Below are 23,460 nucleotides of genomic sequence, written 5' to 3'. Positions count from 1 at the left end.
ACATGGAAAAACCTACAAAAACGCGTTATTCAGATAACGAGCTTCAAGAATTTAAAGAATTGATCCAGGATAAACTGCGTATGGCGAGAGAGGAATTTCTCAACTTAACAAATTCTTTGAGCAGCCCGAATTCTAATGGTACTGAAGATACTTCAGGTACTTACAAGACTTTGGAGGATGGTTCTGCGACACTGGAAAAAGAGCAATTAAATCAACTGGCAGCACGTCAGAAAAAATTCATCGAGAATTTAGAGGCTGCACTGGTACGTATAGAGAATAAAACTTACGGTATCTGCCGTGAAACTGGTAAACTTATTCAGAAGGAACGTTTACGCGCTGTACCGCACGCTACGTTGAGCATGGAAGCTAAATTGAAGCAGGCATAATGAAAGGCTATTCTAAACCTTTTTTGGTTATTCTCCTGGTGCTGCTGATAGACCAGGTTTTAAAAGGCTGGATTAAAGCCAATATGTATATTGGCCAGGAGTTCAAGATTATCGGAAACTGGTTCATTATACATTTTACTGAAAACAATGGTATGGCTTTCGGAATGGAGTTTGGCGGAGAGTTTGGCAAACTGGCCTTATCATTGTTCAGAATTGCTGCTGTGGCGGCAATCGGCTATGGTCTGGTTTACCTGATCAAACATAAGTATCACAGAGGGCTTGTCCTGAATGTGGCGCTTATTTTTGCCGGAGCATTAGGTAATATCATTGATTCTGTGCTTTATGGTAAAATATACGGCTATGCGGGCCTGTTTCATGGCCGTGTAGTGGATATGTTCTACTTTCCGATCATGGAAGGGATTTTTCCTAAATGGGTGCCAATATGGGGTGGAGAAGATTATATTTTCTTCAGACCGGTATTTAACGTAGCAGATGCTGCCATATCTATAGGTGTAATCGCTATCCTTATTTTCCAGAAGAAATACTTCAAGGAAGAAGTTAAGGAAGAAATCGGCCCCAACAACGAAGTCGTAGAAGACTAAGATCAAAACATAACACAAAAGCTTTTTCAGGCATTAGTCCATCATCAGGACCTGCTCTGAAAAAGCTTTTGTCTTTTCCTCCCTGCGGCTATCATGTATAGCCCATTCTGCCATCAGGTGCATCAGTGGCACAAGTTCCTTCCCTGAACTGCTTAAAAAATAGGTTACAAACGGAGGAACTACCGGTTCTGCTTTTCTGATCAGCAAGTTATCAGCTTCCAGCTGTTTTAAGCTTTGGATCAGCATTTTCTCGGTCACTGCGGGTATCGCCCGTTTCAATTCACTGTAACGCTTTGGTCCTTCTTTAAGCTGATAGATAATGATCGACTTCCAGTGCCCGCCAATTTTATTCATCACATAGGTGACAGGACAGGCTAATGCTGAAATTTCCTTGTTCTGGTTCGATGTAGAATTCTCTTTAATTTTTGTCATGATACATACTCTGGGGTAAGTACTTGTAAAAAAGTAAGTACAAATATACCTTTGATCTGTCAATAAATAATAAGATTATGAAAATTACATTAACAGGTTCCCTGGGGAATATAAGTAAACCATTGGCAGAGATATTAATCAATGCCGGACACGAGGTAACGATTATCAGCAGCAGTGCCGATAAGGTAAAAGCTATTGAAGCATTAGGCGCTCAGGCGGCTATAGGTTCAGTGACTGACACTGAGTTTTTAACAGAAGCATTTAAAGGTGCGGATGTAGTATATACGATGGTTCCACCTAGTTACACCACAACTGATTACAGGACTTACATTGCTGACACAGGACGCGGATATATAAAGGCTATCCAGGCAGCGGGTGTTAAAAAGGTTGTCAATTTGAGCAGCATTGGGGCTCATTTGCCAAATGGCACAGGCCCTATCAAAGGATTGCATGATGTCGAGCAATTATTGAATAACCTCGAAGGCATTACTGTAAAACATATGCGTCCGGCCTATTTTTACTTTAATTTTTATGGTAATGTCGACATGATTAAACATGCGAATATATTGGGCGCAAATTATAGTGACTCTGCTCCATTAGTCATGGTACATCCGACAGACATCGCAATAGCCATTGCAGAAGAGATACAGTCGCCATTTACAGGAAAAAGCGTCCGTTATGTAGCCAGCGATGAACGCACTACAGGAGAAGCAGCAAAAATACTGGGTGCAGCAGTAGGTAAACCCGAATTGCCATGGGTAGAATTCACCGACGAACAGGCTTTAGGTGGAATGATTCAGGCAGGGTTATCTGAAGAGTTAGCCAAGAATTATGTGGAGATGGGTACAGCAATCAGAAGCGGTATTTTATGGGAGGATTATCTATTGAACAAACCGGTTCTTTCTACAAGGAAATTAGAGGATTTCGCAAAAGAATTTGCGCTTAGCTTTTAAAAAATCAAGGAATTGTAACTCATGGTTTTGTATTGTTTTTTTGTTATTATTACATTAAAAAATTAAAAGCTTATGAAAAAATTCATTTTAGCATTTGCCTTTGCCGCAGCAGTACTTCCTGCCGTAGCGCAAACGGCTTCTCCGGTTGCTGCAGCAAAGCAACAGGTACCAGTAAAAGCACAAAAAACAATGCAAAAGACGGCAGCTGCCGTTCCAGCTGAGCAGAGAGCGGTCGCCTATTCCAAAGAGTTACAGAAAAAACTTTCTCTGGATGATGGCCAATATACTAAGGTCCTAGCGGTAAATACAGAATGTATCCGCCGTAAAGATGCGTTAAAACAAGCTACGCAGAAAACTCCGGGGGCATCTAAACAGATTGCTGAATACCGTATGCAGCAATATCAGACGATCCTTAAGCCTGATCAGCTGGCTAAACTGAAAGCAATGAATGCACAGGGCGGTAAACAAAAAGCTGGCAGCAAAGCTGCAGTAGCTGATCCGATGAGTAATTAGAGAATAAGTGATTTAAGCTAAAAAGGGTACAAACATTGAATGTTTGTACCCTTTTTAGCTTAAATCACTTATTCTGAATGAAAGGTATTGAAGTTCTGACTAGCGATAGGAGTGAAAAATATTTATCGTCTAACTATAATCCAGCCCTAGCCTATAATAATCCGCAATAAACTACTAACCCAGATTTAGGAATTAATACATCACGCGTGCTTAACAGAATACAATTAGCATCCTAATTGCTATTACAGTAACTTCTTAAGTTCGTTAGCAACAATCAACATTCCGCACAATGCCAAAATAGCAGAGCTAAGAAAAGTCCTCAGTTTAGCAGTAAACAGCATATCGCTAGTCTTATACTTATAAAACTTACTCTTTGTCATCATAATCACACCTATTACTATGGAAGCAATTCCTACAACGAGAAATGTAATATTCATAATCAATTTTTGTCCTATGTTTAATAAGACACTGTTCTCACTTTATTAAAACATTTAATTTACTACCACCCCTATCAACATTGAAATCAATTATTTTTTCTTATAAAATTTACGCGGACGAGTATTTATTTGTAATGGTAAAGTTTAACTATCTTACCATCAGACTTCTGAATTTCAATATGAGGAACACCTCCATCCACACCTTCATCTACACTTCCTTCTACCACCCATATCTCTCCATTCTTCAAAGTTGCAATAAAAGGTTTTTTCTTAAGTACCTTCTCTCCATAAACACGAACAAATAATACTTGTGCAATTTGTACCGCAGTTGTGCTATCCGGCACATACCCTTGACTAATATCCCACTCGGCTTGACTTATACTAGGACGGCATTTCACTAAAAGCGGAACCGTTATTAATATAACCAACCACAATCTAATACTTCTATGAAATAATCTCATTGTTTCTGTTTTAATTAATGATAAAATGCAATCCCTGATCTTACAGAATTTATAAAACCGTTAAAACCTGTTCGTAAATTATTAACAGCATTTGGCGCCGCATTTCTTACCCCCGAAGCAGTTTGTCCAACAGGTAAGGATATAAAATCTCTAAATCTGTTCGACATATTTCTAGTAGGTTCATTTTTTGGCAACTGCCCCGAATCAATATTGTTAACCCTTGTTGGAGAATTAACATCACTTGGTATATCTTTTGCGATCAAACTCGTCTTATTGTTTGACGGATCATACATTTTTAATGTTCCTTCAGGAGTTGCAACAAAGTTAGGAACATCTCTTGATTTAGCATTCGTCTTATCTGCTGGTGAGAAATCATTATTTACATATCCTTTCTCTTCGGCACCATGCGTATGAGCCGTAGCTACAGTTTCATAAACTGGGCTACTCATACTAACCCTAACACCGTCATTACCACCAGTCGAAGGCTCTACATACGAGTAATATGTTTCACCTCCTTCAACTCCTTTATAAATCGTAGTCCCATATTCTTGCTTCTCCTTTATTGAATTATCGTTGTATAATTTAGCAAAATCTGTAGCTGCTTCTTTAATAGTCTTAAATCTATCACCAGGATCCATTGCTTCCATACCATCGGGGTCAATAAATCTTATTGGATTATTATTCCCATAAACATAAGGACTAAACCGTCTACTCTTCTCCGCCAACGGATCCACCACATTCCACCTCCCAATCACCGGGTCATAGAACCTGGCACCGTAATCATATTCTCCTAACTCTTCCTGTAACTCCTTCCCATTGTAAAGATACTTATTAGATCCAAGTTTTGAATTTTTTCTTAATCCAAATGCATAATAATCATCACTCTGCTGTATAGCTAATATATTTTCAACCGGATGTTTGTTAAAGGTCATTCTTACATTACCCAGGTGATCTGACAAGTTATATTCATAACTGTAGGTACCCTGATTATTTCTCGCCTGGCCTTCTTCTGTGGCAATAACATCGATTACCCCATTTGTATATTGAATACCGCCAATATAATCCGTTTTGGTATCTCCGCTTGTCTTTCTTAACTTATTTCCCGTTGCATCATAAACATAATTTACATTCAAATCCACAGCAACAGCCTTCTGTGGCAAATTGAGATAGTTATAAGTTAATGTAACACCTTTTCTACCATCAGTTATAGCATTTCCATTATCATCATAATTATAAATACCAGTAGCCAGCCCCCCATCAACTCTATTTAACTGATTACCTATATAGGTATAATGTCCATTTTTTCCATCTCTTGTTAAATCAGAAATATTTCCCATCGCATCATAGGACATTGTTTCACTCATTACTACTCCAGTACTTACCGCATTTATCAACCGGTTAATCTTATCATAATTATAAGTAAAGATGTTAGTATTAGTTCCTGACTTACCCCAAAATTGGTTTCCTATATTTCCGTTATACTGAGGGCTGGCACTATCCTGATACTTCAATTCGAAACTGAATTGAGGAGAGGTATTACTTTTCATCCAGCCTCTCTCATTATAGGTGTAAGTACTGTTTTGCAGGTAACTGCTCCCGTTATCAGTGCTATGAACTGATTTATTCATCAGCTGGCCTATTTCATTATATTCCAGTTTGCTCAAAACCACCTCAGGACTCCCGTTAATTGACTCCAGAACCGCAAGCTTCCGACCCGCATGATCATAAAAATAACGATTGGCAACCGTTGTTGCTCCCCCTCCTGCATGATGAACCTTAGTGCTGGCTGTCAACTCTCCTGCAAAATTATAAGTATTCTCAATTTCATCGTAGTTCGCAGCATTTCTTTCTCCTGAAAGATAATGTTCCGCAAAAGTCTTTGATACCCGGCCTTCCTCATCATAAAAACTCCAGGCATACAACATTGGTTGCTTATCACCATCCAGGACTTTAACCCTGGTCCCGGTTAAGAGTCCTTTGGTTTTTGCACTTGAACCGCTAAAAATATGAGATGTACCTGAGGGAAAACTATAATCATCATAATATTTGACAGTATAAAGTTCTCCCCCACTTCGCGGAAAAGCCAGGTTACTATAATCCTCATTAGGGTTTCGTTTTTCCCACAAAACACTATCAGCACTAACCGTGGTCTGCAGGTCAGCGCGAGACGCTGCATTACTGTAAATCCCTGTCATTATGTCCCTGCCCAACGCATCATATTTTGTATAAGTCCATTTTCCACCTTTTTTCTGATTCGCATCCTGTGTCAAAACCACCTGATCTAATTTATTATAAATTGTGCTGCTCCAGGCCAGATTACCAGGCACCCATTTTTCAATCATCCTTTTCCTGGCGTCATAGCGATACTGATAACAAAAACTATTCAATACAGCAGCATTGATTGTTCCAGTGTCTGGATTAGCACCCGGTGGTATCACATAACAAAGATTACCCAGATAATCATATACATAATAGGTCGACAATACTTCTATCGCACCATCTGTTCTTCTATTAAAGAACCTTCGCAGCACGATCCTGTCCTCTTTATCCGTATACTCTTCAATTGTTCCTGCTTTACCATCACCTGTTACCCAATTTTCATCTTTAGAGATAGAAAGGTATAATTGATTAACCGCATAATAACCGGCTCCCGAAAGCGTACACTCAGGTCCCGAAGAACCAGCATTCGCCAGATATATTCTTACTGCATAATTTCCATCCGTTTTCAGATCGTCTTTATCATTATTACTTCCATGACTCAACTTGATGGTATGCCCATTCCTGATCTGCCATGCATCACCTGAAGCACCTTGCTCTGCCACCCTGCTTAAGGGTGAAACTTCAAAAAGAGTTTCGGAGAAAGCCGCATTAGGGATTGCAGCTACATTGGGTGCATTGAACACTGTCGGATTTAGGTAAAATCCCATTTGATCATTGATACCATTTAATCTGCATCCGCCGTTGCCGCTGGCCAGAGTAGAACTATATGGTAAATATTTCCTAGCCTCCCTACCAAGTCCATCATATTCTATAGGCTGCACAATATCACGAAAAGTACTGCTAGCCTGCACATTGACTGTTTGCTTGACCCTGCCAAGTCCATCAAAATATTGAACAGTCTGATTTACATCGCCTACAAGCCTTGTAAAGTCCAGATTATCAGGATTCACATCTTTAACCTTAAATATTTTGGTACTAATAAAGTTTTCTCCCTGACTTGGAACTCCGGCAAAATCAACATAGCTTTTAAAATCTGCCAAAGTATAAATAAGTACAGACTGGCCCAAAGGCGGAGCAGGAATCTCAAATCCAGGTAACAAGGTGATACTACGGGAAGCCTTTATTTCAAGTTTTCCATCATATTTATTAAGTTCTACATCTTTATCGAGTTTCTCGTCTTTTTTCTGGGCACTTACATTGCTTTGCAAAAAAAACAGGAGTACTGAAGCTGAAAAAAAGAATTTTCCAGAATTACTTATTATTATATTCTTGATCTTCATATTAATTAAACGTTACATCAACACTCTGTGAAACAGATAACTTAGCCCCAGTAAAAGTAACTGCCGAATCTTTCACACTAATTCCTCCATAAAGTCTACCCCAGAAAGCATTTAAGACAGCCGAGTTTGGTATATAACCCGATGTAATCTTAAAAACAAGAGTAGAATTGGCACTGGCAGGGACATTACCACTTATGGTCAAAGTTGAGTTTGGCCCTACAGACTGAGGACCAGCGATAATATTTCCATTCGCATTTAGCAGAAAATAGACGATATTGTTGGATTTATTCGTGATGTTGAAATATGTTGATACGCTTGACGGCGTACAGCTCCCATTTGTATTTGCATATTTTTGTCCTTCAGTCCCAAATTCAGCATCCGCTAATGTATTTGCCGCTTCGACACTTTGAGTAGAACTGTATTTGCCAGCAGGAATTGTGTACAAAACCTGAGTCCCCGTTCCTGTGGCACAGTCATTCTTCGTGAGCATTCCTGATCTCTCTACGTTTTTATAAATTACGGCTTCTGGTGTACAGCTACCATTATGATTGGCATATGCTTGCCCTTTAGCTGCGATTTCACGATCCGCCATCGCATTTGCGGCATCAACACTCTGAAAAGAGGTGTAGGTGCCCTTGGGAACTTCGTAAGTTACCTGCGTACCAGTTCCTGAAGCACAATCATTCTTTGTAAATATTCCGGATCTTGTTGCATTTTTAAAAGTCAAAACAGGTTTTTGATTAGAATAATTATAATTGATAGCTTTAATTATATAGTTATTTTGATCTTTCACATATCTCAACCTTCCAAATTCATCGTAATCATAAAATGTCGTTTTGTCTTTGATATCAGTTTCAGAACTCATACCAACCGAAGGTTTATAGGAGAAACTCTTAATAAAAGCCTCAGGATGCGCAGTTTTGAGGGGTGCCAGAAAGTTATCCACAGCCACTTTATCTGGGGCAGCCAATTCTCTTAATGCTTCAACTTTAGCTTTACCTACTGTATTTTCAATAGTTGAATAGTCCACATTGGTGATTTCAGCAGCTGGAAGAAGTCCCAGGTTACTCCAGATGTAATTAATCGTATTTCCTCCAATCTGCGTGAGGCTTAATATATTACCGTTTTTATCGTAGTTATTGTAAGCTAAAATAGATTCATAACGACCATCAGCACCCTGATGTTCCTGAAGTTTAGGCAGATAGATTCCGGCAAAAGGACTGTAATAAGTTATTCTTTCACCGCTCACTAATGATTTATCGGAATAAACACTTTTCTCTATTACCGGAGATAACACATGATCAGTATACATCTTATTATATATACCAGTAGGATCAGTATTCAACATATTATTAGGGTAACGATAAGACGTAATATGGTTAACCGCCACTACACCATTTCCACTGCTACTTAATTGACTTTCCTGAATTACATTATAAGTGGAAGCATCGTATTCTTTGTTTTTCTCGACATTAACCGGATTTAACCCCATAGCATCATACAGGAAATCCGACTCTTTCTTCATTAAAACCGGGAAAGTGTAGATGTAATATGCTGTTGATCTGTTCTCAAACAGACCATTTCCCAAATTAAAATACCGCTGCTTATAATGATCAACACGAATGGCCTCCTCATCAGACCGCCCTATTGTTTCATTATATTCATACCTGGTATCACGCTGTATAATATTACCTGAACTATACATCCGTTTTTCAAGTAATTTTCCACGCAATAAAGAGAAGCTCGTGTTTGGATCAAGAAGCCACTGGTTTAGGGAAGGATGAATAATTGACATTGGGGCTGCATCACGATATTTAATCTGATCATGATTCGAATAATTGAAAATAGTGTAACTGCCATCGGCTAATTTTTCAGCGACTTCAGTATAGGTTATATAACTTCCATTTGTTTGACTCAATGGTTCTACAGAATAATCGTTCCAATACCAATAGTCAATAAATCCTCCTTTTGAATACTGACCTTTACCTTCTTCAAGATACTGCGGTCTGCCGGCTAAAATTCCGCTCGAATTCTTTCCATCAGCATTATAGTTTAATACATATCTGTACTCTTTAAGATTACTTATCTTTCCAAATTCGTCTTCATCCCATATCTTACTTATTCTTAATCCTCCCAACTTGGTATTTGCCGTACTTTCGACCTCAAAAGGATAACGTTTAGCTACCAGACCAAACTCATGAGGTTCAAATTTAAAATTGGTCGTACCACCTGTAGGATATTTGATGGAAGAAATTGTACCATAGGCCATCAAAGTCGTGTCCTGATCCTTGCTCAAAGTATAAGCCGGTATATTTTCTTTTTTGTAGACGTTCGCCCATAGCTCATCTACAGTACCATACCTCGGAAATCCTCCAAAATAATCTCGCCCATTGTAAAAACCCCAATGATCAGTTTTTCTGGAATTATAATCTGGCAGAGCTCCATTATTATAAAAAAATTGATAGGCCGGCTTACTACTTCTATCGGACCCCATTTCTCTGACACTATCCAGCATCAAACGGGAAGTGGCCAGCTCTTTATAAGAAAAAGCAAACTTCTTCAAAAACACTGATGTATTCGTATAGAAAGAAATCGAATCTAGTTTTTGCCAGCTGATGTTCTGCTGAATTGACTTTCCTGTACCATTTCTGCTAATATCAGAATAAGTTGTAGCCATGTTCTCAAGGTCATCATTTACATCATCATAATTATAGGACAACTCGTTGCTTTTAGACCTTGAAAACACTACTTTTTGATCTAAAGTCTGGATTTCCTTTAAATAAACAGGATTGATAATTGACACTGCTTTTCCTAACTTAAAACCCCTGTTACCAATAGGGCTTCCTGCTGCATAAACGGAGTATATCGATGCATAAGTTGAAAGTGGTGCAATGATAGGCCCGCGTTCATACAAGAAATTCACCTCTCTTTTTGTATTGGTAATAATCTTAGTTAAGAACCATGAATTAGGGACTACATCACTATTGTAACTATTAGTCGAACCTGAACCTCTGGTAAATTCAATCGACTGTGGGTTTCCACCAAAAATGTATTTAGCACCATCAGGAGTGATCAGTGTGAACTTATAGAAAATCCGTCTTAAGTAGATCGACGACATCCCTTCCTGCTGTTTTTGAAGTTCAAAATTATTCATTAACTCTACTTCAAGGCCTATTGGCTGATCAGATTTCACCTGCCATTTCCCTTTATGATTATAATAAAAGGATCCGGAATAATTACCAAAATTAAATATAAATTCATCTGGATCCGGTATTGCACGCCCCAACGGACTTGAATATATTCCTTTTAATGAGGCTTCAGAATACCAATCTGGATTATTTAAATAGCCATAATCATAGTAATAACTATAAATATTTTCATCATCAAATCCTGGAGTAATTATTTCATCAACACCTCCATTCACTTTTCTGGTAATTGAGCCCCCCACGTTCACATTCCAGCCAGAACCTACCCAACCAGGATGATCATCCGGCCGTATCCCACCTGCATAATAGCTTAAACTAATATCCACATCCGCCCCGCCTGCTTTAATATTTTCAATTGGAATAGAAATTTGTGGTAACCCGTTAAAAAGAGAAACAGGAACCTGACCGTAAACACCAAGAGCCGCAGCATTAGGCGAGGGTAATAATACTTTAGGGGCTGTAGATTGAGCATTACTCAGCATACTAGTTAATAACAGGAGTCCCAAAATAGGGAAGGTTTTCGCTCCTAGTCTTTTGAGCTTGTGAATAAGGTAATAAATCTCGGGAAAGAAATAAATGGAATTGAACGATAGCAGTCTTGTGTTCCTCATTTGAAGTTGCAGTATATTAGATAATAAATTATTGTTAAGGTGCTTGGTTGCTTGTTATTACTGCTCAATTAAATATCTTAATGATAGAAAACACCAAGGAGAAGTATGGTGCAGCAGCATAGATTTGGTCATTATTGAGCGTGTTATAACCTTTGTGTAATAAATCAGGTATTTGTTTGACAACATAGATGCTTCAAACGGCCGTAATATCAGGATAATAATTGCGTTCACAAAAAACAAAGAAAATTATTAAACCTAAAAACCAACATAAACTTCTTAAATAGATAAACAAGTGCCATATAATTAGTTAATTACACATTAAAAAGTTCGAAAATATATTTTACATAGAAATACGTTTCTCTTTAATACAATTCAGTCTCAGTATTGACATGGTTTTTTCAAGACATATGGGGCCGAGTGGAAGGACAGCAAAACCATTTTATCATCATAGCATCTGCGGTTTTAAATAAATAGAATATTAAAAAGAAAATATCTTTAATTTGCATAAAATTAAAATTCTTCAATTTCAATTATGGAAACGGCATGATTTTTACATCTAGTCTGTAAATACACACAAATAGAAATTTATTATGAAAAAATTATTAGTCCTTGCCTTTGTTACATTAATTAGTGTTAGTGCTATGGCTCAACAAGTAGATTTAAGAAAAAAAATTACCGTTAGCGGAACAGCTGAAACTGAAGTTACTCCGGATATTATCTATATCAGCATCTCATTGAAAGAATATCTGAAAGATGGTAACAGCAAGAAAAAAGTAGAGATTACAGATCTGGAAAACCAGTTATATAATGCCATAAAGAATGCAGGTATTGCTAAAGAAAATCTGATGATTAATAGTCTGTCAAGCTATAACACTGCACCTGAGAAAAAGAAAAATCCAGACTTCTTAGTAAGCAAACAATATCGTCTTAAAGTTACTGACCTAAATAAATGGAACGAAATTATTGGTTCGGTTGACCCTAAAGGTGTAGCTTATACTAACGTAGACAGCTATGACTATTCTAAAATTGAGTCTTTAAAGAAAGACCTTAAAATTAAGGCATTACTGGCTGCAAAGGCAAAAGCAACTTATTTAGTAGAAGCGCTGGGAAATCAGTTAGGTAGTGTAATTGACATCCAGGAACAAGGAAATGAAAACTTCCCTCAGCCAGGTTACCGTGCTTCGGGAATGATGATGATGAAATCTGCTATGGCAGAGGATGCAGCCCCGGCTCCTGAAATTGATTTCAAAAAGATAAAACTAAGTTATGTGATGAATACTGTTTTTGAAATCAGATAACGACCATCATAGTATACACGTTTGAAGGTTTCATGTACTGTTTACCAGTAACAAAGAGCCAACAAAACAACTATATATCAGCCAATTAACTACTTTAAAAACCTATCAATTCTTTTGGTAGGTTTTTTGTTATGTCATAGATCTGTCAGACACCCTATAAATTAAATTATAAAACCATGAAAAAATTAATCTATTCTTTCGCATTAATCTTCCTTTTAGGAACCAGTATGAATACTGTTTCAGCCGCTACAACTAAAGACAAAGTTGAAATGACTGTAGAACAAAAAGCTGAACTTCAGAAAATCGTTAACCGCGTTGAAGAAATCAAAGCAATGGACAAATCAAATATGTCCAGAGCAGAAAAGAAAGAGCTGCGCAAGGAATTAAGGGAAATGAAACAACGTGCCCGTGGAATCAGCGGTGGTGTTTATCTTTCTGTTGGTGCAATTATTATCATTATCTTATTACTGATTCTGATTCTCTAATTTGCAGGATCACTTCAAATAAAAAGCGGGCATTCCCTTCAATAGGAACACCCGCTTTTTTATTTAGCCTTAGAAAAGGATTAACTGATACGGTCAAATCCGGTATATTTCACTAAAACTTCCGGAATCATAATTCCGTCTTCAGTCTGATAGTTTTCCAATATAGCTGCCACGATACGTGGTAGAGCTAAAGCGCTACCATTTAAAGTATGCGCCAGTTGTGTTTTACCAGTATTACCCTTAAATCTTAATTTCAAACGGTTAGTCTGATAAGACTCAAAATTTGATACAGAAGATACTTCTAACCAGCGCTGCTGCGCAGCACTCCATACTTCCATGTCATAAGTCATCGCTGAAGTAAAGCCCATATCACCTCCGCATAAACGTAAGACACGGAAATGTAAGCCCAGATCTTTGAGTAAAGACTGTACATAAACACTCATCTCTTCTAAAACTTCGTATGATTTTTCAGGATGTACAACCTGTACAAGTTCTACTTTATCAAACTGGTGTAATCTGTTTAATCCACGTACATGTGCACCATAAGATCCAGCCTCGCGACGGAAACAAGGTGTATAAGCCGTATTTTTAATCGGTAATTCTTCCTCTTTTAAAATCACATCACGGTAAAGGTTCGTTACCGGAACTTCAGCAGTTGGGATCAGGTATAGATTATCCACTGTAGAATGATACATCTGTCCTTCTTTATCGGGCAACTGACCTGTTCCGAAACCAGAAGCCTCATTAACCATTAAAGGTACCTGCATTTCTCTGTATCCCTGCTCAGTAGCACGATCAAGGAAGAAATTAATCAGGGCACGCTGTAAACGGGCACCCTTACCTTTATATACAGGGAAACCTGCGCCGGTAATTTTAGTGCCCAGTTCAAAATCTATAATATCATATTTAGCCGTCAGTTCCCAGTGTGGTAAAGCTTTTCCATGCAATTCTGCTGGTGCACCATGGGTAAGAACAACTTCATTCTCTTCGGGTGTAGTTCCGGCAGGTACCTGTTCTGATGGTAAATTAGGTAATTGTACTAATGCATTGTGCAGGTGCAGCTCTATGACAGCCAGCTCATCTGACATTGTTTTGATATGTTCTTTATTCGATGCTGTTTCTGCTTTGATAACCTCAGCTTCGTCTTTTTTACCATTACGCATCAATTCGCCTACTTGTTTAGCATTAGCGTTAGCGATAGCGGACAGGTTATCCAGCGAAGTTTGAGTTTGTCTGCGTTCTTCATCTAATTTGATAATTTCATCAACCAGTTCTGGTTGTTTGAAATTACGGACGCCCAGGCGTTCTAAAACTTTCTCTCTATTTTCGCGGATATAGTTAACTTGCAGCATTATTTAATTTTTTTAACAAATATAACAAGAGTTTGGAGAATACTATGGGCGGTAAACTATTTCTGGTTCCTACACCTATCGGCAATCTGGAAGACATGACTTTCAGGGCTATCCGCGTTTTAAAAGAAGCAGATGTCATCCTGGCCGAAGATACCCGTACCAGTGCGCCTTTATTAAAGCATTTTGGTATTGATAAAAAAGCTTATTCACATCATCAGCATAACGAACATAAAGCGACCTCAGAGATCATCCGGTTTTTGAAGGAAGGGAAAAATGTAGCACTGATTTCTGATGCCGGAACACCTGCGATCTCTGATCCGGGGTTTTTCCTGGTCAGGGAAGTGTTAAAAAATGATTTGCCCGTAGAATGTTTACCTGGCGCCACAGCGTTCGTACCAGCGCTGGTTAACTCTGGTCTGCCTACGGATTCTTTTGTTTTTGAAGGTTTCCTTCCTGTCAAAAAAGGAAGACAAACACGCTTAAAAAAGCTGGCTGAAGAAGAAAGAACGATCATTCTTTATGAAAGCCCACATCGTTTGCTGAAGACACTGGAAGAATTCGCCCAGTTTTTTGGCGAGGAAAGACAAGCTTCTGTTAGCAGGGAACTGACCAAACTTTATGAGGAAACTGTGAGAGGTACACTGATGGAGATAAAATCACATTTTGAAAACAATATTTTAAAAGGTGAATTTGTAATTTGTGTTGCCGGAAAAGAAGAAACTAAAAAGGAAAAACGCTCTTACGAAAAGGACTAAATACGTAAGGGCTTTAAAAATAAAACAATATGATTTTAATAGATAGATTTTTGAGTGATGAGCAGGACCCTAAAGCTGTTGAAAAAGTTTTAGGTAAACTGAATGACATGCTGACAACGAACGAGGAGCTGATCTACCTTGCGGTACAAAAAAGACCTGCTGTAAATCTTCTTCCTGACTGTATCGTAGTTAGTAACAGACGTATTTTTTACTGTGAGCCGGCAAACTTCGGGATCACGATGAACTTCAAGGATATCTCCTGGAAAAGCATTAAAGAGGTTTCCTTCAAAGAAGAAATCTTCGGTTCTAAATTCATCTGTGTTCCGCAGCATGGTGAAAATATCATTACTGAATATATTCCTAAAGTACAGGCCCGCAAACTATATCAGGCTGCTTATGAACAATTAGAAGCCTATAAGGAACAACAAAGACAGCTTGATCTGGATGAAAAAAGAGCTAATCAGCCAGTTACTGCACCAGTAACGGAAACACCTGCGACCGAAGTTATTCCTGCTGAGGAACCTGTGGTTGCTTATGTACCTCCTGTACCGGTAGAAGAACCTGAGGATGAGACGACCCTTAAACTGAGAAAGCTTAAAACTTTATACGATAAACAATTAATTACCCAGGCCGAATACGAAGCTAAAAAAGCTGATATACTAGATACGTTCTAAGGAGCTCAATAACCCCATCAATGAAAGCTACATCTACCTACCTGCTTGCCCTTTTAAGTGCATTTTTATTATGGCTGGCCTGGCCGCCGCATACTTTCGCCGCTCCTTTGCTACTGATCGGTCTTGTTCCTTTATTCATCGCACTGGATGAACTGATCAAAAAAGGAGAAAAGAAAACAGGCAAAAAGGTATTTCTGACTTCAGGTCTTACTTTTCTGGTCTGGAACACCGCTACTATTTATTGGGTTTACAATGCGATCAGTGCTTATAACAGTCCTGTTGTTGCGCTGTTAATTTCTTTGATCCCTTATGGATTAGGTGCCCTGCTGATGACCTTTGCCTTCTGGCTCTATTACCGCTTTCGCACAGTGGTCAGCAATCAGCGCATTGCTTATCTTGCTTTAGTCAGCTTCTGGGTTGGCATGGAGTATTTACATGCAAGCTGGGATCTTGCCTTTCCATGGATGACCCTGGGGAACGGGCTTGCGGGTATGCATCAGCTTGCCCAGTGGTATGAGACTACCGGCGTATACGGTGGCTCTGTATGGATTATGGTCAGTAATATTCTGGCATTTGAAGCATATAAAAGTTTCAGATCAAAAACGGGTTATCTTAAAATCAGACCTGGTCTGGCCTGGCTGGTCTTTCTGATTGTCCCGGCAGGAATTTCCCTGATTAAATATTATGGCTACAAAGAAAAGACTATGCCCATCAACGTGGTTGTCGTTCAGCCAAACATTGATCCATATGAAAAAATGGGAGGAATCTCTCCTGCTGATCAGCTAAAAACCCTGATCCACTTGTCTGATTCAATTGCCCAGCCCAATACTGAATACTTTATCTGGCCGGAAACAGCGATTCCAAGTTATGCAGATGAAGACCGGATCCGTAGTGCTTCTGAATTTATCACTGCTCAGTCTTTCCTGAATAAGTATAAAAACGGTACGCTGATTACAGGTATAGAAAGTTTGAAATTCTACAATGACAAGCGAACCATCTCGGCTAAGTTTAACCCTAATGCGAATCAATACTTCGATAATTATAACTCTGCCATGCAGGTAGAGAACTCTGCCAACGTCCAGTTTTATCATAAATCAAAACTCGTACCCGGGGTCGAAAAAATGCCTTTCCCAAAAACCCTATCCTTCCTTGCCCCTGCATTTGCAGGTCTTGGAGGAACAGTTTCTGGTTGGGGATGGCAGGATAATCCAGGTGTCTTTTACTCACAAAATGGTGTGGGTGTAGCTCCGGTAATCTGTTATGAATCACTATGGGGAAGCTGGATCGGAGAATCTGTAAAAAACGGAGCGCAGCTGATTGCCATCATCACCAACGATGGCTGGTGGGGTAATACTTCGGGTAAAGACCAGCATTTCCAGTATGCTAAACTACGTGCTATCGAAACCCGCAGATGGGTTGTCCGTTCGGCCAACACAGGGATTTCCGGTTTCATCAATCAACGTGGAGATGTTGTCAAACAATCCAAATGGTGGACACGCGACGCTTTGAAAATGGATGTGAACCTTAATGACCAGCTTACGTTCTATGTAAAAAGCGGAGATATTATTGCTCAGTTGTTAAGCCTTACGGGTATTATACTAGCTTTATTCATCCCTTATTATACTTTTATCAGGAAGAAAAAACACCAGAAATAAAAAACAAGGGGTCGTTATTTTTGAGCATATCTTTCGCTAAAGATCCGGCTCAAAAATAACGACCTCTTGTTTTTTATCCAGTTTACTAAAACTTATGCCAGATATTTGCCTACAATCGGCATCCTTCTTCCACTTCCAAATGCTTTAGGAGAAACTCTCAGTATAGGGGGTGTCTGATAACGTTTAAACTCGGCTCCGTTCACCATTTTAATTATCCTCCTCACAAGCCCTTCTTCATAACCCATAGCAATAATATCTTTCGAAGTCTTTTTCAATTCAATGAACTGATAAAGGATCGTATCCAGGGTATCATAGTCAGGCAGCGAGTCCGAATCCTTCTGACCTGGCCTAAGCTCTGCCGAAGGTGGTTTAACGATCGTATTCTCCGGAATCAGTTCCTTATCCTTATTGATATAATGTGCCAGCTCATAAATCTGTGTTTTATATACATCCCCGATCACACCGATCGCGCCGCACATGTCACCATATAAAGTGCCATAACCCACTGCACATTCACTCTTATTAGAGGTATTCAGCAAGATATAACCAAACTTATTAGACATCGCCATCACGACAATCCCCCTGCTCCGGGCTTGTATATTCTCTTCTGTCAGATTAAAAGGTAAACCTTTAAATGCACCTGCCATCATACTATCAAAAGCATCTGCAGCTTCTGCAATCGAAATGATCTCATGCTTACAGCCGAAATTTTCCACCAGATCCAGTGCATCCTGTATAGAATGATCCGAAGAATATTTCGATGGCATTAAGACTGCCATTACATTCTCCGGTCCCAGGGCACGACAGGCCAGTGCACAAACTATAGCAGAATCAATTCCTCCTGATAACCCCAGTACAGCTTTAGAAAAACCAGATTTCACAAAATAATCCTGAATTCCCATAACCAGCGCATCGTGAATCTGAGCGATGTCAGGCACCAGCACATGTTCAACCGGACTATACCCTTCGATTCTCTGTCCGGCAAGCGTATAAGTCCTTAAATACTCTTTAAAGTAAGGCATCTCATCGAGCATGTTCCCTTCTTTGTCAAATACCATTGATCCCCCATCAAAAATAAGTTCTGTCTGTGCACCAACCTGGTTCACATACAACAGTGGGAGGTTATATTTTTTCGCATTGTCAGCAAGCACGATCCTGCGTTCATCATCATGCTGGTAAGAAAACGGGGAGGCAGCAATATTAATCATCACATCCGGCCGCTGTTTGATCAGCTCATCCATCGGATTAGAAACATACAACGGATTATTGTTAATATTCCACAGATCCTCACAGATAGTCAGCGCAATCCGCGTTCCTTTATAATCGATACATTCAAACTGAGATGCAGGTTCAAAATACCTGTATTCATCAAAAACATCGTAATTAGGTAACAATGCCTTCCTTGCTATAGATCTGATCTGTTTATCGGCAATAAAATAAGCTGCATTAAACAAGTCTTTACCAGCTGCCTGCTCATTTCTGACCGGAAGGCCGACAATACAGGCAATCCCTTCACAATGACTGGCGATTTCCTCCCCCGCTTCTTCACACAAAGTGATGAATTCTTCGAATTCGAGAAAATCACGTGGCGGATAACCACATACTGCCAGCTCGGCGAATACAACCAGGTCAGCGCCATCGGCCTTTGCCAGTTTAATATGGTCTATAATTTTTTTTGTATTGCTCTCAAAATTACCCACATGGTAATTAAGCTGCGCCAATGCTATCTTCATAATCTGCTAAAAGAATACCCCGAAATTTAAACTTACGAAATGGTTGCGTGTACTCCTGCCTGGTGCAGAAGATATATCAGTAAATCCGTTATTAAATGTTAAACCAGTAGTTACACTCGTATTTCTTGCCACATCGTATTCCAGTCCAGCTCCGATAATCAAACCTGCACGGTAGAAATTCGTGTCTTTACCAATATGATCATCCTGAACAATACTTTTTCCGGCTACAGATACATCCTGTCTTGCGCTGATATTGAAATCATTGGAAAGACCAAACTGACCGTACCAGCGTACATCCCCTATTTTCTCCGTCTTTAATTTTACCGTCAGCGGAATTTCAATGTACTGCATTTTATATTTAAGATTATAGGCAGTGGGATTCGGATAAGCCGTAGCATCATAATATGGCCGCGGATTGATTTCTGTTGTTTTTCCATTGATACTGGTAATCGTTAACCCGGTTGAGAAGCTGTAGTTTTCAGCAAAATTGAAATCTGCCAGTAATCCGTAGGCAAAACCCAGGCTAAAACCGTCACCTTTACCATTCTGCGGTTTAGCCCAGCCAAAAGTCGGATGTGCAGTTAGACCTAATCTGAAACCATAATAAGGTTCCGGCCCCTGCTGAGCAAAGGCAGTACTTGTTAAAATTGTCAATAAAATTCCGGTAAGTATTTGTTTCATTTGTATCATATTTGTTTGTGATGGGTATTGAAGACACCCCTGATCTGTTTATATTTGTTACCAATGAAGTATAACGTTAAACATCTCCAAATTTATCTAATTTTTCTGTGTGTAGTCACATTTTTTTCCTGCAAACAAGGTGGGAAGCCTAATGTGGATGATATTAAAGTGGATATCCACATCGAAAGATTTGACCGGGACTTATATGCAGGAAAGCACAAAAATCTGGTGGAAACAGATCTTTCCCTCCAGAAGAAATATGGCTTTTTTTACGATGATTACATCCACAGAATGGTAGGAGATAAAAGTTATACTGATCAGGTAATCCTGTCTACGCTATATAAGGATAAGGCTTATACCGACCTGAATACTGAAGCAGACAGTGTGTTCAGGGATATGGCCCCCATAGAGAAAGACCTGAACCAGACTTTTAAATATATTAAATATTACTACCCGAAGATTAAAATCCCCAGGTTTATCACCTTTGTATCCGGCTTCTCTGTACAGACGCCAATCGGTGATGGTTATATGGGTATAGGACTGGATATGTTTTTAGGTAAAAACAGCAAATTTTACAGAGCGATTATAGAGAGTGTACCTTTATACCTATCCAGACGTTTTACTCCTGATTATGTTGTACCCAGACTAACGGAAACTTTTGCAAGAGAAGAAATGTTCCCGCAAAGAGATGAAGATCATTCTCTTTTAGCTAAAATGGTTGAAAACGGAAAAATCCTGTATTTTATGGATAAGGTTCTGGCGGATGAAGTTCCGGACACCCTGAAAATTGGGTATACGGAGAAACAATTAGCCTGGTGTAAAAGCTTTGAAGGGGACATCTGGGCTTATCTTATAGAAAATAAGCTACTGTTTGAGACAGACGACCAGAAAATACAGATGTATGTGAGCGAAGCGCCTTTTACACCTGGTTTGGGAGAAAAGAATGAATCCGCGCCAAAACTGGGTGTTTGGATAGGCTGGCAGATGGTCAGAAAATATATGGCAGAGAACCCTAAGGTTACGCTGCAGGAGCTGATGAAAGAACAAGATCCGCAGAAGATATTGAACGGAGCAAAGTATAAACCAAAAATGAACAGTAAAGTATGAGGAAAGTAGGAATTGTTTTGTCAGGTGGCGGGATCAGGGGAATTGCCCATTTAGGTGTATTGAAAGCGCTGACTAATGCAGGAATAACTTTTAGTCATATCAGTGGTACGAGTGCAGGAGCTATTGTAGGTGCCTTTTATGCTGCCGGGATTGATCCGGAAGAAGCACTGGATATCTTCATGAAAACGAAACTGCTCCGCTTTGTAAGACCATCATTAGGGGCACTGGGACTCGTGAGTATCGAACAGACTGCTCAGCTCCTGAAAGATTATTTTCCGGCCGATAAAATAGAGGAACTAAAAATTCCATTGACCATTACGGCCACAAACTTCAGTGAGGGTAAACTGATTTACTTTACAAAAGGTCCGTTAATACAGGCCATTCAGGCATCATCCTGTATCCCGGGGATTTTCAAACCGATTATGATTGATGGTCAGATGTATGTAGACGGGGGCATTCTGAATAATTTCCCGGTCGAACCTTTACTCAATAACTGTGATTTTATCATTGGTTCTTCCTGTAATCACCTGAAACCTGTGGATAGCATCACGCATATCACTACCTTAATGGCCAGGGCAGGTTTAATGTCAGTCAATAAGGATATGGAACAGAAATCTGCTTTCTGTAATATGCTGATAGAACCGAAAGGAATGGGAGAAATCAGCACCTTTGATATGAAAAAAGCAGAAACAATTTATTGGCTGGCTTACGAAGAAACGCTAAAAACCATTCAGCATAGCGAAACCTTTAAAGAACTGGCCAGGGAATTTAATGCTTAGATTTCTGTCTTCAGAGCTACCAGGCGGTCTCCTGTCAGGACAGGAATAGTCTGGCAGATATTTGACTGCAGACAAAAGTTGACATCTTCTTCGATATTGAGTGCAATCATACGATGGCTGTGTGACGATTTGTTAATATAAGCCCTTAGATTGTCTTTGGCAACCAGGTATAAATCTTCGGCAGCAACGCTGGCATCGTCATAATGTGTAAATCCATTCCGGAGCTGATGCACAACAGCACCTGCAAAAATGGTATCCTCCAGGTTAAACTGGTCTTTCCAGCCAGCACAAAGCAGCAATACGTCTTTATCCTGTGTTTTAAGCCAGCCGCATAAAGCTTCCAGGTTTAAAAAAGCACCTATAACTACCTGGCTTGCTCTTTTTTTTGCCAGATTTAGTGCCTTGGTTCCGTTTGTTGTCGTTAAAACAATAGTTTTACCGGCCACCTTTTCGGCGGTATAGGAAAACGGGGAATTACCGAAGTCATAGCCTTCAACTACTTCCCCGTTTCGTTCTGCTGCCAGCAAATAGCCCTTACCGGCATAATCCAGGCATTCTTCTACCTGGGCTACGGGAATAATAGCCTGTGCCCCATTATCAATTCCATAAACGATGGAAGAGGTTGCTCTTAAAATATCTATAACTACGACAATGCTATTCTCAATAGCGTATAAATCTATAAGTGCAGGGGTTAAACAGACTTCTATCTTTCTTTGCATATAAGGGCAGGCAGCGGATTATTTATAAAATGGGAATTTGACTACTTTAGCTTTGATCGGGGTATTACGGATACTGATAAAGATCTCCGAACCTTCTTTTGCATTCTCCTTGGTTACATAACCCATGCCTATTGCTTTTTGCAAAGATGGAGATTGTGTACCTGAAGTTACTTTACCGATTACATTTCCTGCGGCATCAACGATTTCATAATCATGACGCGGGATACCACGGTCAATCATCTCGAAACCGATCAGACGACGTTTAACACCAGCTTCTTTCTCAGCTAAAAGTGCTTCAGAATTGGTAAATGCTTTGGTGAACTTGGTTACCCAGCCTAAACCTGCTTCAATCGGAGAAGTAGTATCGTCAATATCATTTCCATATAAACAGAAGCCCATTTCCAGACGTAAGGTATCACGCGCACCTAAACCAATTGGCTTAATGTTAAACGCAGCACCAGCTTCAAAAACGGCATTCCAAACAGTTTCGGCATGCTCATTATCACAGTATAACTCAAAACCTCCGGCACCTGTATAACCTGTTGCAGATACAATTACATTATCCACACCAGCAAAAACACCTTTTTTGAAAGTATAATACTCCATAGAAGCCAGGTCAATTTCTGTCAGACTCTGTAATGCTTCTGCTGCTTTTGGTCCCTGAACAGCTAATAAAGATGTTTTGTCAGAGATATTGTGCATTTCCACACCTTTAGTGTTAAACTTCTGAATCCAGTTCCAGTCTTTTTCTATGTTCGAAGCATTCACAACAAGCATGTAGGTAATTTCATCGATTTTATAAATCAATAAATCGTCTACGATACCACCATCCTCATTCGGAAGATACGCATACTGAACTTTCCCGTCATATAATTTCGAAGCATCATTGCTGCTTACACGTTGAATCAGATCCAATGCATTTTCACCCTTCAGGATGAATTCGCCCATATGGCTGACATCAAAAACGCCTACGGCTTTTCTGACTGTAGCGTGTTCTGCATTAATGCCTTCGTACTGAACGGGCATATTGTATCCTGCAAATGGAACCATTTTAGCTCCTAATGAAATGTGTTTCTCTGTTAATGCGGTATTATTCATGCGCTATTGCTCTTAAAATTGAG

Annotated in this window: 20 protein-coding genes; 11 read left to right on the top strand and 9 right to left on the bottom strand. The window is 39.4% G+C overall.

Annotation, left to right across the window (positions count from 1 at the left end; translation table 11 throughout):
- The first annotated feature begins 2 nt into the window (after window positions 1-2).
- Window positions 3-386: a TraR/DksA family transcriptional regulator gene (locus HDF25_RS24305; protein WP_041885291.1), complete on the top strand. Its 384-nt coding sequence runs from the start codon at window positions 3-5 to the stop codon at window positions 384-386.
- Window positions 386-988, top strand: coding sequence for a lipoprotein signal peptidase (locus tag HDF25_RS24300; protein ID WP_184629008.1), 603 nt, complete (start codon window positions 386-388; stop codon window positions 986-988). Before HDF25_RS24305 ends, HDF25_RS24300 begins: the two co-directional genes overlap by 1 nt.
- 33 nt (window positions 989-1,021) lie before the next feature.
- Here HDF25_RS24300 and HDF25_RS24295 read toward each other — a convergent pair whose 3' ends face one another.
- On the bottom strand, window positions 1,022-1,420 hold the full coding sequence (locus tag HDF25_RS24295; protein WP_184629007.1) for a winged helix-turn-helix transcriptional regulator: 399 nt from the start codon (window positions 1,418-1,420) through the stop codon (window positions 1,022-1,024).
- Between the two features lie 77 nt (window positions 1,421-1,497).
- Between HDF25_RS24295 and HDF25_RS24290 the strand changes: the two genes are divergently transcribed.
- Both HDF25_RS24290 and HDF25_RS24285 read left to right on the top strand, forming a co-directional pair.
- Window positions 1,498-2,373 (top strand): NAD(P)H-binding protein, encoded by an 876-nt coding sequence (locus tag HDF25_RS24290; RefSeq protein WP_184629006.1) that lies wholly within the window; start codon window positions 1,498-1,500, stop codon window positions 2,371-2,373.
- Window positions 2,374-2,445: 72 nt separating this feature from the next.
- Window positions 2,446-2,886 carry a hypothetical protein gene (locus tag HDF25_RS24285; protein WP_184629005.1) on the top strand — a complete coding sequence of 147 codons (441 nt, stop codon included), beginning with the start codon at window positions 2,446-2,448 and terminating at the stop codon, window positions 2,884-2,886.
- A gap of 562 nt (window positions 2,887-3,448) precedes the next feature.
- On the opposite strand, the gene HDF25_RS24280 is transcribed toward HDF25_RS24285, so the two are convergent.
- The 3 genes from HDF25_RS24280 to HDF25_RS24270 are packed head-to-tail and all read right to left on the bottom strand — an operon-like array spanning window position 3,449 to window position 11,101.
- On the bottom strand, window positions 3,449-3,784 hold the full coding sequence (locus HDF25_RS24280; RefSeq protein WP_184629004.1) for a YbbC/YhhH family protein: 336 nt from the start codon (window positions 3,782-3,784) through the stop codon (window positions 3,449-3,451).
- 14 nt (window positions 3,785-3,798) lie between these two features.
- Window positions 3,799-7,284 carry a DUF6443 domain-containing protein gene (locus HDF25_RS24275; protein ID WP_184629003.1) on the bottom strand — a complete coding sequence of 1,162 codons (3,486 nt, stop codon included), beginning with the start codon at window positions 7,282-7,284 and terminating at the stop codon, window positions 3,799-3,801.
- A 1-nt stretch (window position 7,285) separates the two neighbouring features.
- Window positions 7,286-11,101 (bottom strand): DUF5977 domain-containing protein, encoded by a 3,816-nt coding sequence (locus HDF25_RS24270; protein WP_184629002.1) that lies wholly within the window; start codon window positions 11,099-11,101, stop codon window positions 7,286-7,288.
- A gap of 590 nt (window positions 11,102-11,691) precedes the next feature.
- Here HDF25_RS24270 and HDF25_RS24265 point away from each other — a divergent pair.
- Both HDF25_RS24265 and HDF25_RS24260 read left to right on the top strand, forming a co-directional pair.
- Window positions 11,692-12,399, top strand: a complete 708-nt coding sequence (locus HDF25_RS24265; RefSeq protein ID WP_184629001.1) for an SIMPL domain-containing protein — start codon at window positions 11,692-11,694, stop codon at window positions 12,397-12,399.
- 176 nt (window positions 12,400-12,575) lie between these two features.
- Window positions 12,576-12,884 carry a hypothetical protein gene (locus HDF25_RS24260; protein ID WP_184629000.1) on the top strand — a complete coding sequence of 103 codons (309 nt, stop codon included), beginning with the start codon at window positions 12,576-12,578 and terminating at the stop codon, window positions 12,882-12,884.
- Between the two features lie 80 nt (window positions 12,885-12,964).
- On the opposite strand, the gene serS is transcribed toward HDF25_RS24260, so the two are convergent.
- Window positions 12,965-14,236 carry a serine--tRNA ligase gene (gene serS / locus HDF25_RS24255; protein ID WP_184628999.1) on the bottom strand — a complete coding sequence of 424 codons (1,272 nt, stop codon included), beginning with the start codon at window positions 14,234-14,236 and terminating at the stop codon, window positions 12,965-12,967.
- 44 nt (window positions 14,237-14,280) lie between these two features.
- Between serS and rsmI the strand changes: the two genes are divergently transcribed.
- From rsmI to lnt, 3 genes are read left to right on the top strand one after another with little or no spacing between them, the layout of a single operon-like run.
- The gene (gene rsmI / locus HDF25_RS24250) at window positions 14,281-14,991 is read left to right on the top strand and encodes a 16S rRNA (cytidine(1402)-2'-O)-methyltransferase (RefSeq protein ID WP_184629048.1); all 711 of its coding nucleotides are present in this window, start codon (window positions 14,281-14,283) and stop codon (window positions 14,989-14,991) included.
- A gap of 29 nt (window positions 14,992-15,020) precedes the next feature.
- Window positions 15,021-15,665: a PH domain-containing protein gene (locus HDF25_RS24245; RefSeq protein WP_184628998.1), complete on the top strand. Its 645-nt coding sequence runs from the start codon at window positions 15,021-15,023 to the stop codon at window positions 15,663-15,665.
- Between the two features lie 20 nt (window positions 15,666-15,685).
- Window positions 15,686-17,320, top strand: a complete 1,635-nt coding sequence (gene lnt, locus HDF25_RS24240) for an apolipoprotein N-acyltransferase (RefSeq protein WP_184628997.1) — start codon at window positions 15,686-15,688, stop codon at window positions 17,318-17,320.
- Window positions 17,321-17,412: 92 nt separating this feature from the next.
- Here lnt and HDF25_RS24235 read toward each other — a convergent pair whose 3' ends face one another.
- Both HDF25_RS24235 and HDF25_RS24230 read right to left on the bottom strand, forming a co-directional pair.
- Window positions 17,413-19,053 (bottom strand): NAD+ synthase, encoded by a 1,641-nt coding sequence (locus HDF25_RS24235; protein ID WP_184628996.1) that lies wholly within the window; start codon window positions 19,051-19,053, stop codon window positions 17,413-17,415.
- A gap of 6 nt (window positions 19,054-19,059) precedes the next feature.
- On the bottom strand, window positions 19,060-19,734 hold the full coding sequence (locus tag HDF25_RS24230; protein ID WP_184628995.1) for a porin family protein: 675 nt from the start codon (window positions 19,732-19,734) through the stop codon (window positions 19,060-19,062).
- A 63-nt stretch (window positions 19,735-19,797) separates the two neighbouring features.
- Between HDF25_RS24230 and gldB the strand changes: the two genes are divergently transcribed.
- Together gldB and HDF25_RS24220 are read left to right on the top strand one after the other, a co-directional pair.
- On the top strand, window positions 19,798-20,841 hold the full coding sequence (gene gldB, locus HDF25_RS24225; RefSeq protein ID WP_184628994.1) for a gliding motility lipoprotein GldB: 1,044 nt from the start codon (window positions 19,798-19,800) through the stop codon (window positions 20,839-20,841).
- The gene (locus HDF25_RS24220) at window positions 20,838-21,620 is read left to right on the top strand and encodes a patatin-like phospholipase family protein (RefSeq protein WP_184628993.1); all 783 of its coding nucleotides are present in this window, start codon (window positions 20,838-20,840) and stop codon (window positions 21,618-21,620) included. The genes gldB and HDF25_RS24220 overlap by 4 nt, the downstream gene beginning before the upstream one ends.
- On the opposite strand, the gene HDF25_RS24215 is transcribed toward HDF25_RS24220, so the two are convergent.
- Complete coding sequence (locus HDF25_RS24215) at window positions 21,617-22,339, bottom strand: 2-phosphosulfolactate phosphatase (protein ID WP_184628992.1); 723 nt, start codon at window positions 22,337-22,339, stop codon at window positions 21,617-21,619. The genes HDF25_RS24220 and HDF25_RS24215 overlap by 4 nt on opposite strands.
- Window positions 22,340-22,357: 18 nt before the next feature.
- Window positions 22,358-23,437, bottom strand: coding sequence for a glycine cleavage system aminomethyltransferase GcvT (gcvT, locus tag HDF25_RS24210; protein WP_184628991.1), 1,080 nt, complete (start codon window positions 23,435-23,437; stop codon window positions 22,358-22,360).
- Between the last annotated feature and the right edge of the window lie 23 nt (window positions 23,438-23,460).

Origin of the sequence: Pedobacter cryoconitis (assembly GCF_014207135.1) — a bacterium.
Lineage (GTDB): Bacteria > Bacteroidota > Bacteroidia > Sphingobacteriales > Sphingobacteriaceae > Pedobacter > Pedobacter cryoconitis_D.
The sequence above is the reverse complement of the archived record's forward strand: the minus strand, read 5'-3'. Positions and strand labels throughout refer to the sequence as shown.

Excerpts from the sequence above, each read along its gene's own strand:
- gcvT (WP_184628991.1), bottom strand. The coding sequence starts at position 23,437 with ATGAATAATACCGCATTAACAGAGAAACACATTTCATTAGGAGCTAAA.
- HDF25_RS24300 (WP_184629008.1), top strand. The coding sequence starts at position 386 with ATGAAAGGCTATTCTAAACCTTTTTTGGTTATTCTCCTGGTGCTGCTG.
- rsmI (WP_184629048.1), top strand. The coding sequence starts at position 14,281 with ATGGGCGGTAAACTATTTCTGGTTCCTACACCTATCGGCAATCTGGAA.
- HDF25_RS24290 (WP_184629006.1), top strand. The coding sequence starts at position 1,498 with ATGAAAATTACATTAACAGGTTCCCTGGGGAATATAAGTAAACCATTG.
- HDF25_RS24215 (WP_184628992.1), bottom strand. The coding sequence starts at position 22,339 with ATGCAAAGAAAGATAGAAGTCTGTTTAACCCCTGCACTTATAGATTTA.
- HDF25_RS24235 (WP_184628996.1), bottom strand. The coding sequence starts at position 19,053 with ATGAAGATAGCATTGGCGCAGCTTAATTACCATGTGGGTAATTTTGAG.
- HDF25_RS24295 (WP_184629007.1), bottom strand. The coding sequence starts at position 1,420 with ATGACAAAAATTAAAGAGAATTCTACATCGAACCAGAACAAGGAAATT.
- HDF25_RS24220 (WP_184628993.1), top strand. The coding sequence starts at position 20,838 with ATGAGGAAAGTAGGAATTGTTTTGTCAGGTGGCGGGATCAGGGGAATT.
- HDF25_RS24305 (WP_041885291.1), top strand. The coding sequence starts at position 3 with ATGGAAAAACCTACAAAAACGCGTTATTCAGATAACGAGCTTCAAGAA.
- serS (WP_184628999.1), bottom strand. The coding sequence starts at position 14,236 with ATGCTGCAAGTTAACTATATCCGCGAAAATAGAGAGAAAGTTTTAGAA.
- lnt (WP_184628997.1), top strand. The coding sequence starts at position 15,686 with ATGAAAGCTACATCTACCTACCTGCTTGCCCTTTTAAGTGCATTTTTA.
- HDF25_RS24230 (WP_184628995.1), bottom strand. The coding sequence starts at position 19,734 with ATGAAACAAATACTTACCGGAATTTTATTGACAATTTTAACAAGTACT.
- HDF25_RS24280 (WP_184629004.1), bottom strand. The coding sequence starts at position 3,784 with ATGAGATTATTTCATAGAAGTATTAGATTGTGGTTGGTTATATTAATA.
- HDF25_RS24285 (WP_184629005.1), top strand. The coding sequence starts at position 2,446 with ATGAAAAAATTCATTTTAGCATTTGCCTTTGCCGCAGCAGTACTTCCT.
- HDF25_RS24245 (WP_184628998.1), top strand. The coding sequence starts at position 15,021 with ATGATTTTAATAGATAGATTTTTGAGTGATGAGCAGGACCCTAAAGCT.
- HDF25_RS24260 (WP_184629000.1), top strand. The coding sequence starts at position 12,576 with ATGAAAAAATTAATCTATTCTTTCGCATTAATCTTCCTTTTAGGAACC.
- HDF25_RS24265 (WP_184629001.1), top strand. The coding sequence starts at position 11,692 with ATGAAAAAATTATTAGTCCTTGCCTTTGTTACATTAATTAGTGTTAGT.
- gldB (WP_184628994.1), top strand. The coding sequence starts at position 19,798 with ATGAAGTATAACGTTAAACATCTCCAAATTTATCTAATTTTTCTGTGT.
- HDF25_RS24275 (WP_184629003.1), bottom strand. The coding sequence starts at position 7,284 with ATGAAGATCAAGAATATAATAATAAGTAATTCTGGAAAATTCTTTTTT.
- HDF25_RS24270 (WP_184629002.1), bottom strand. The coding sequence starts at position 11,101 with ATGAGGAACACAAGACTGCTATCGTTCAATTCCATTTATTTCTTTCCC.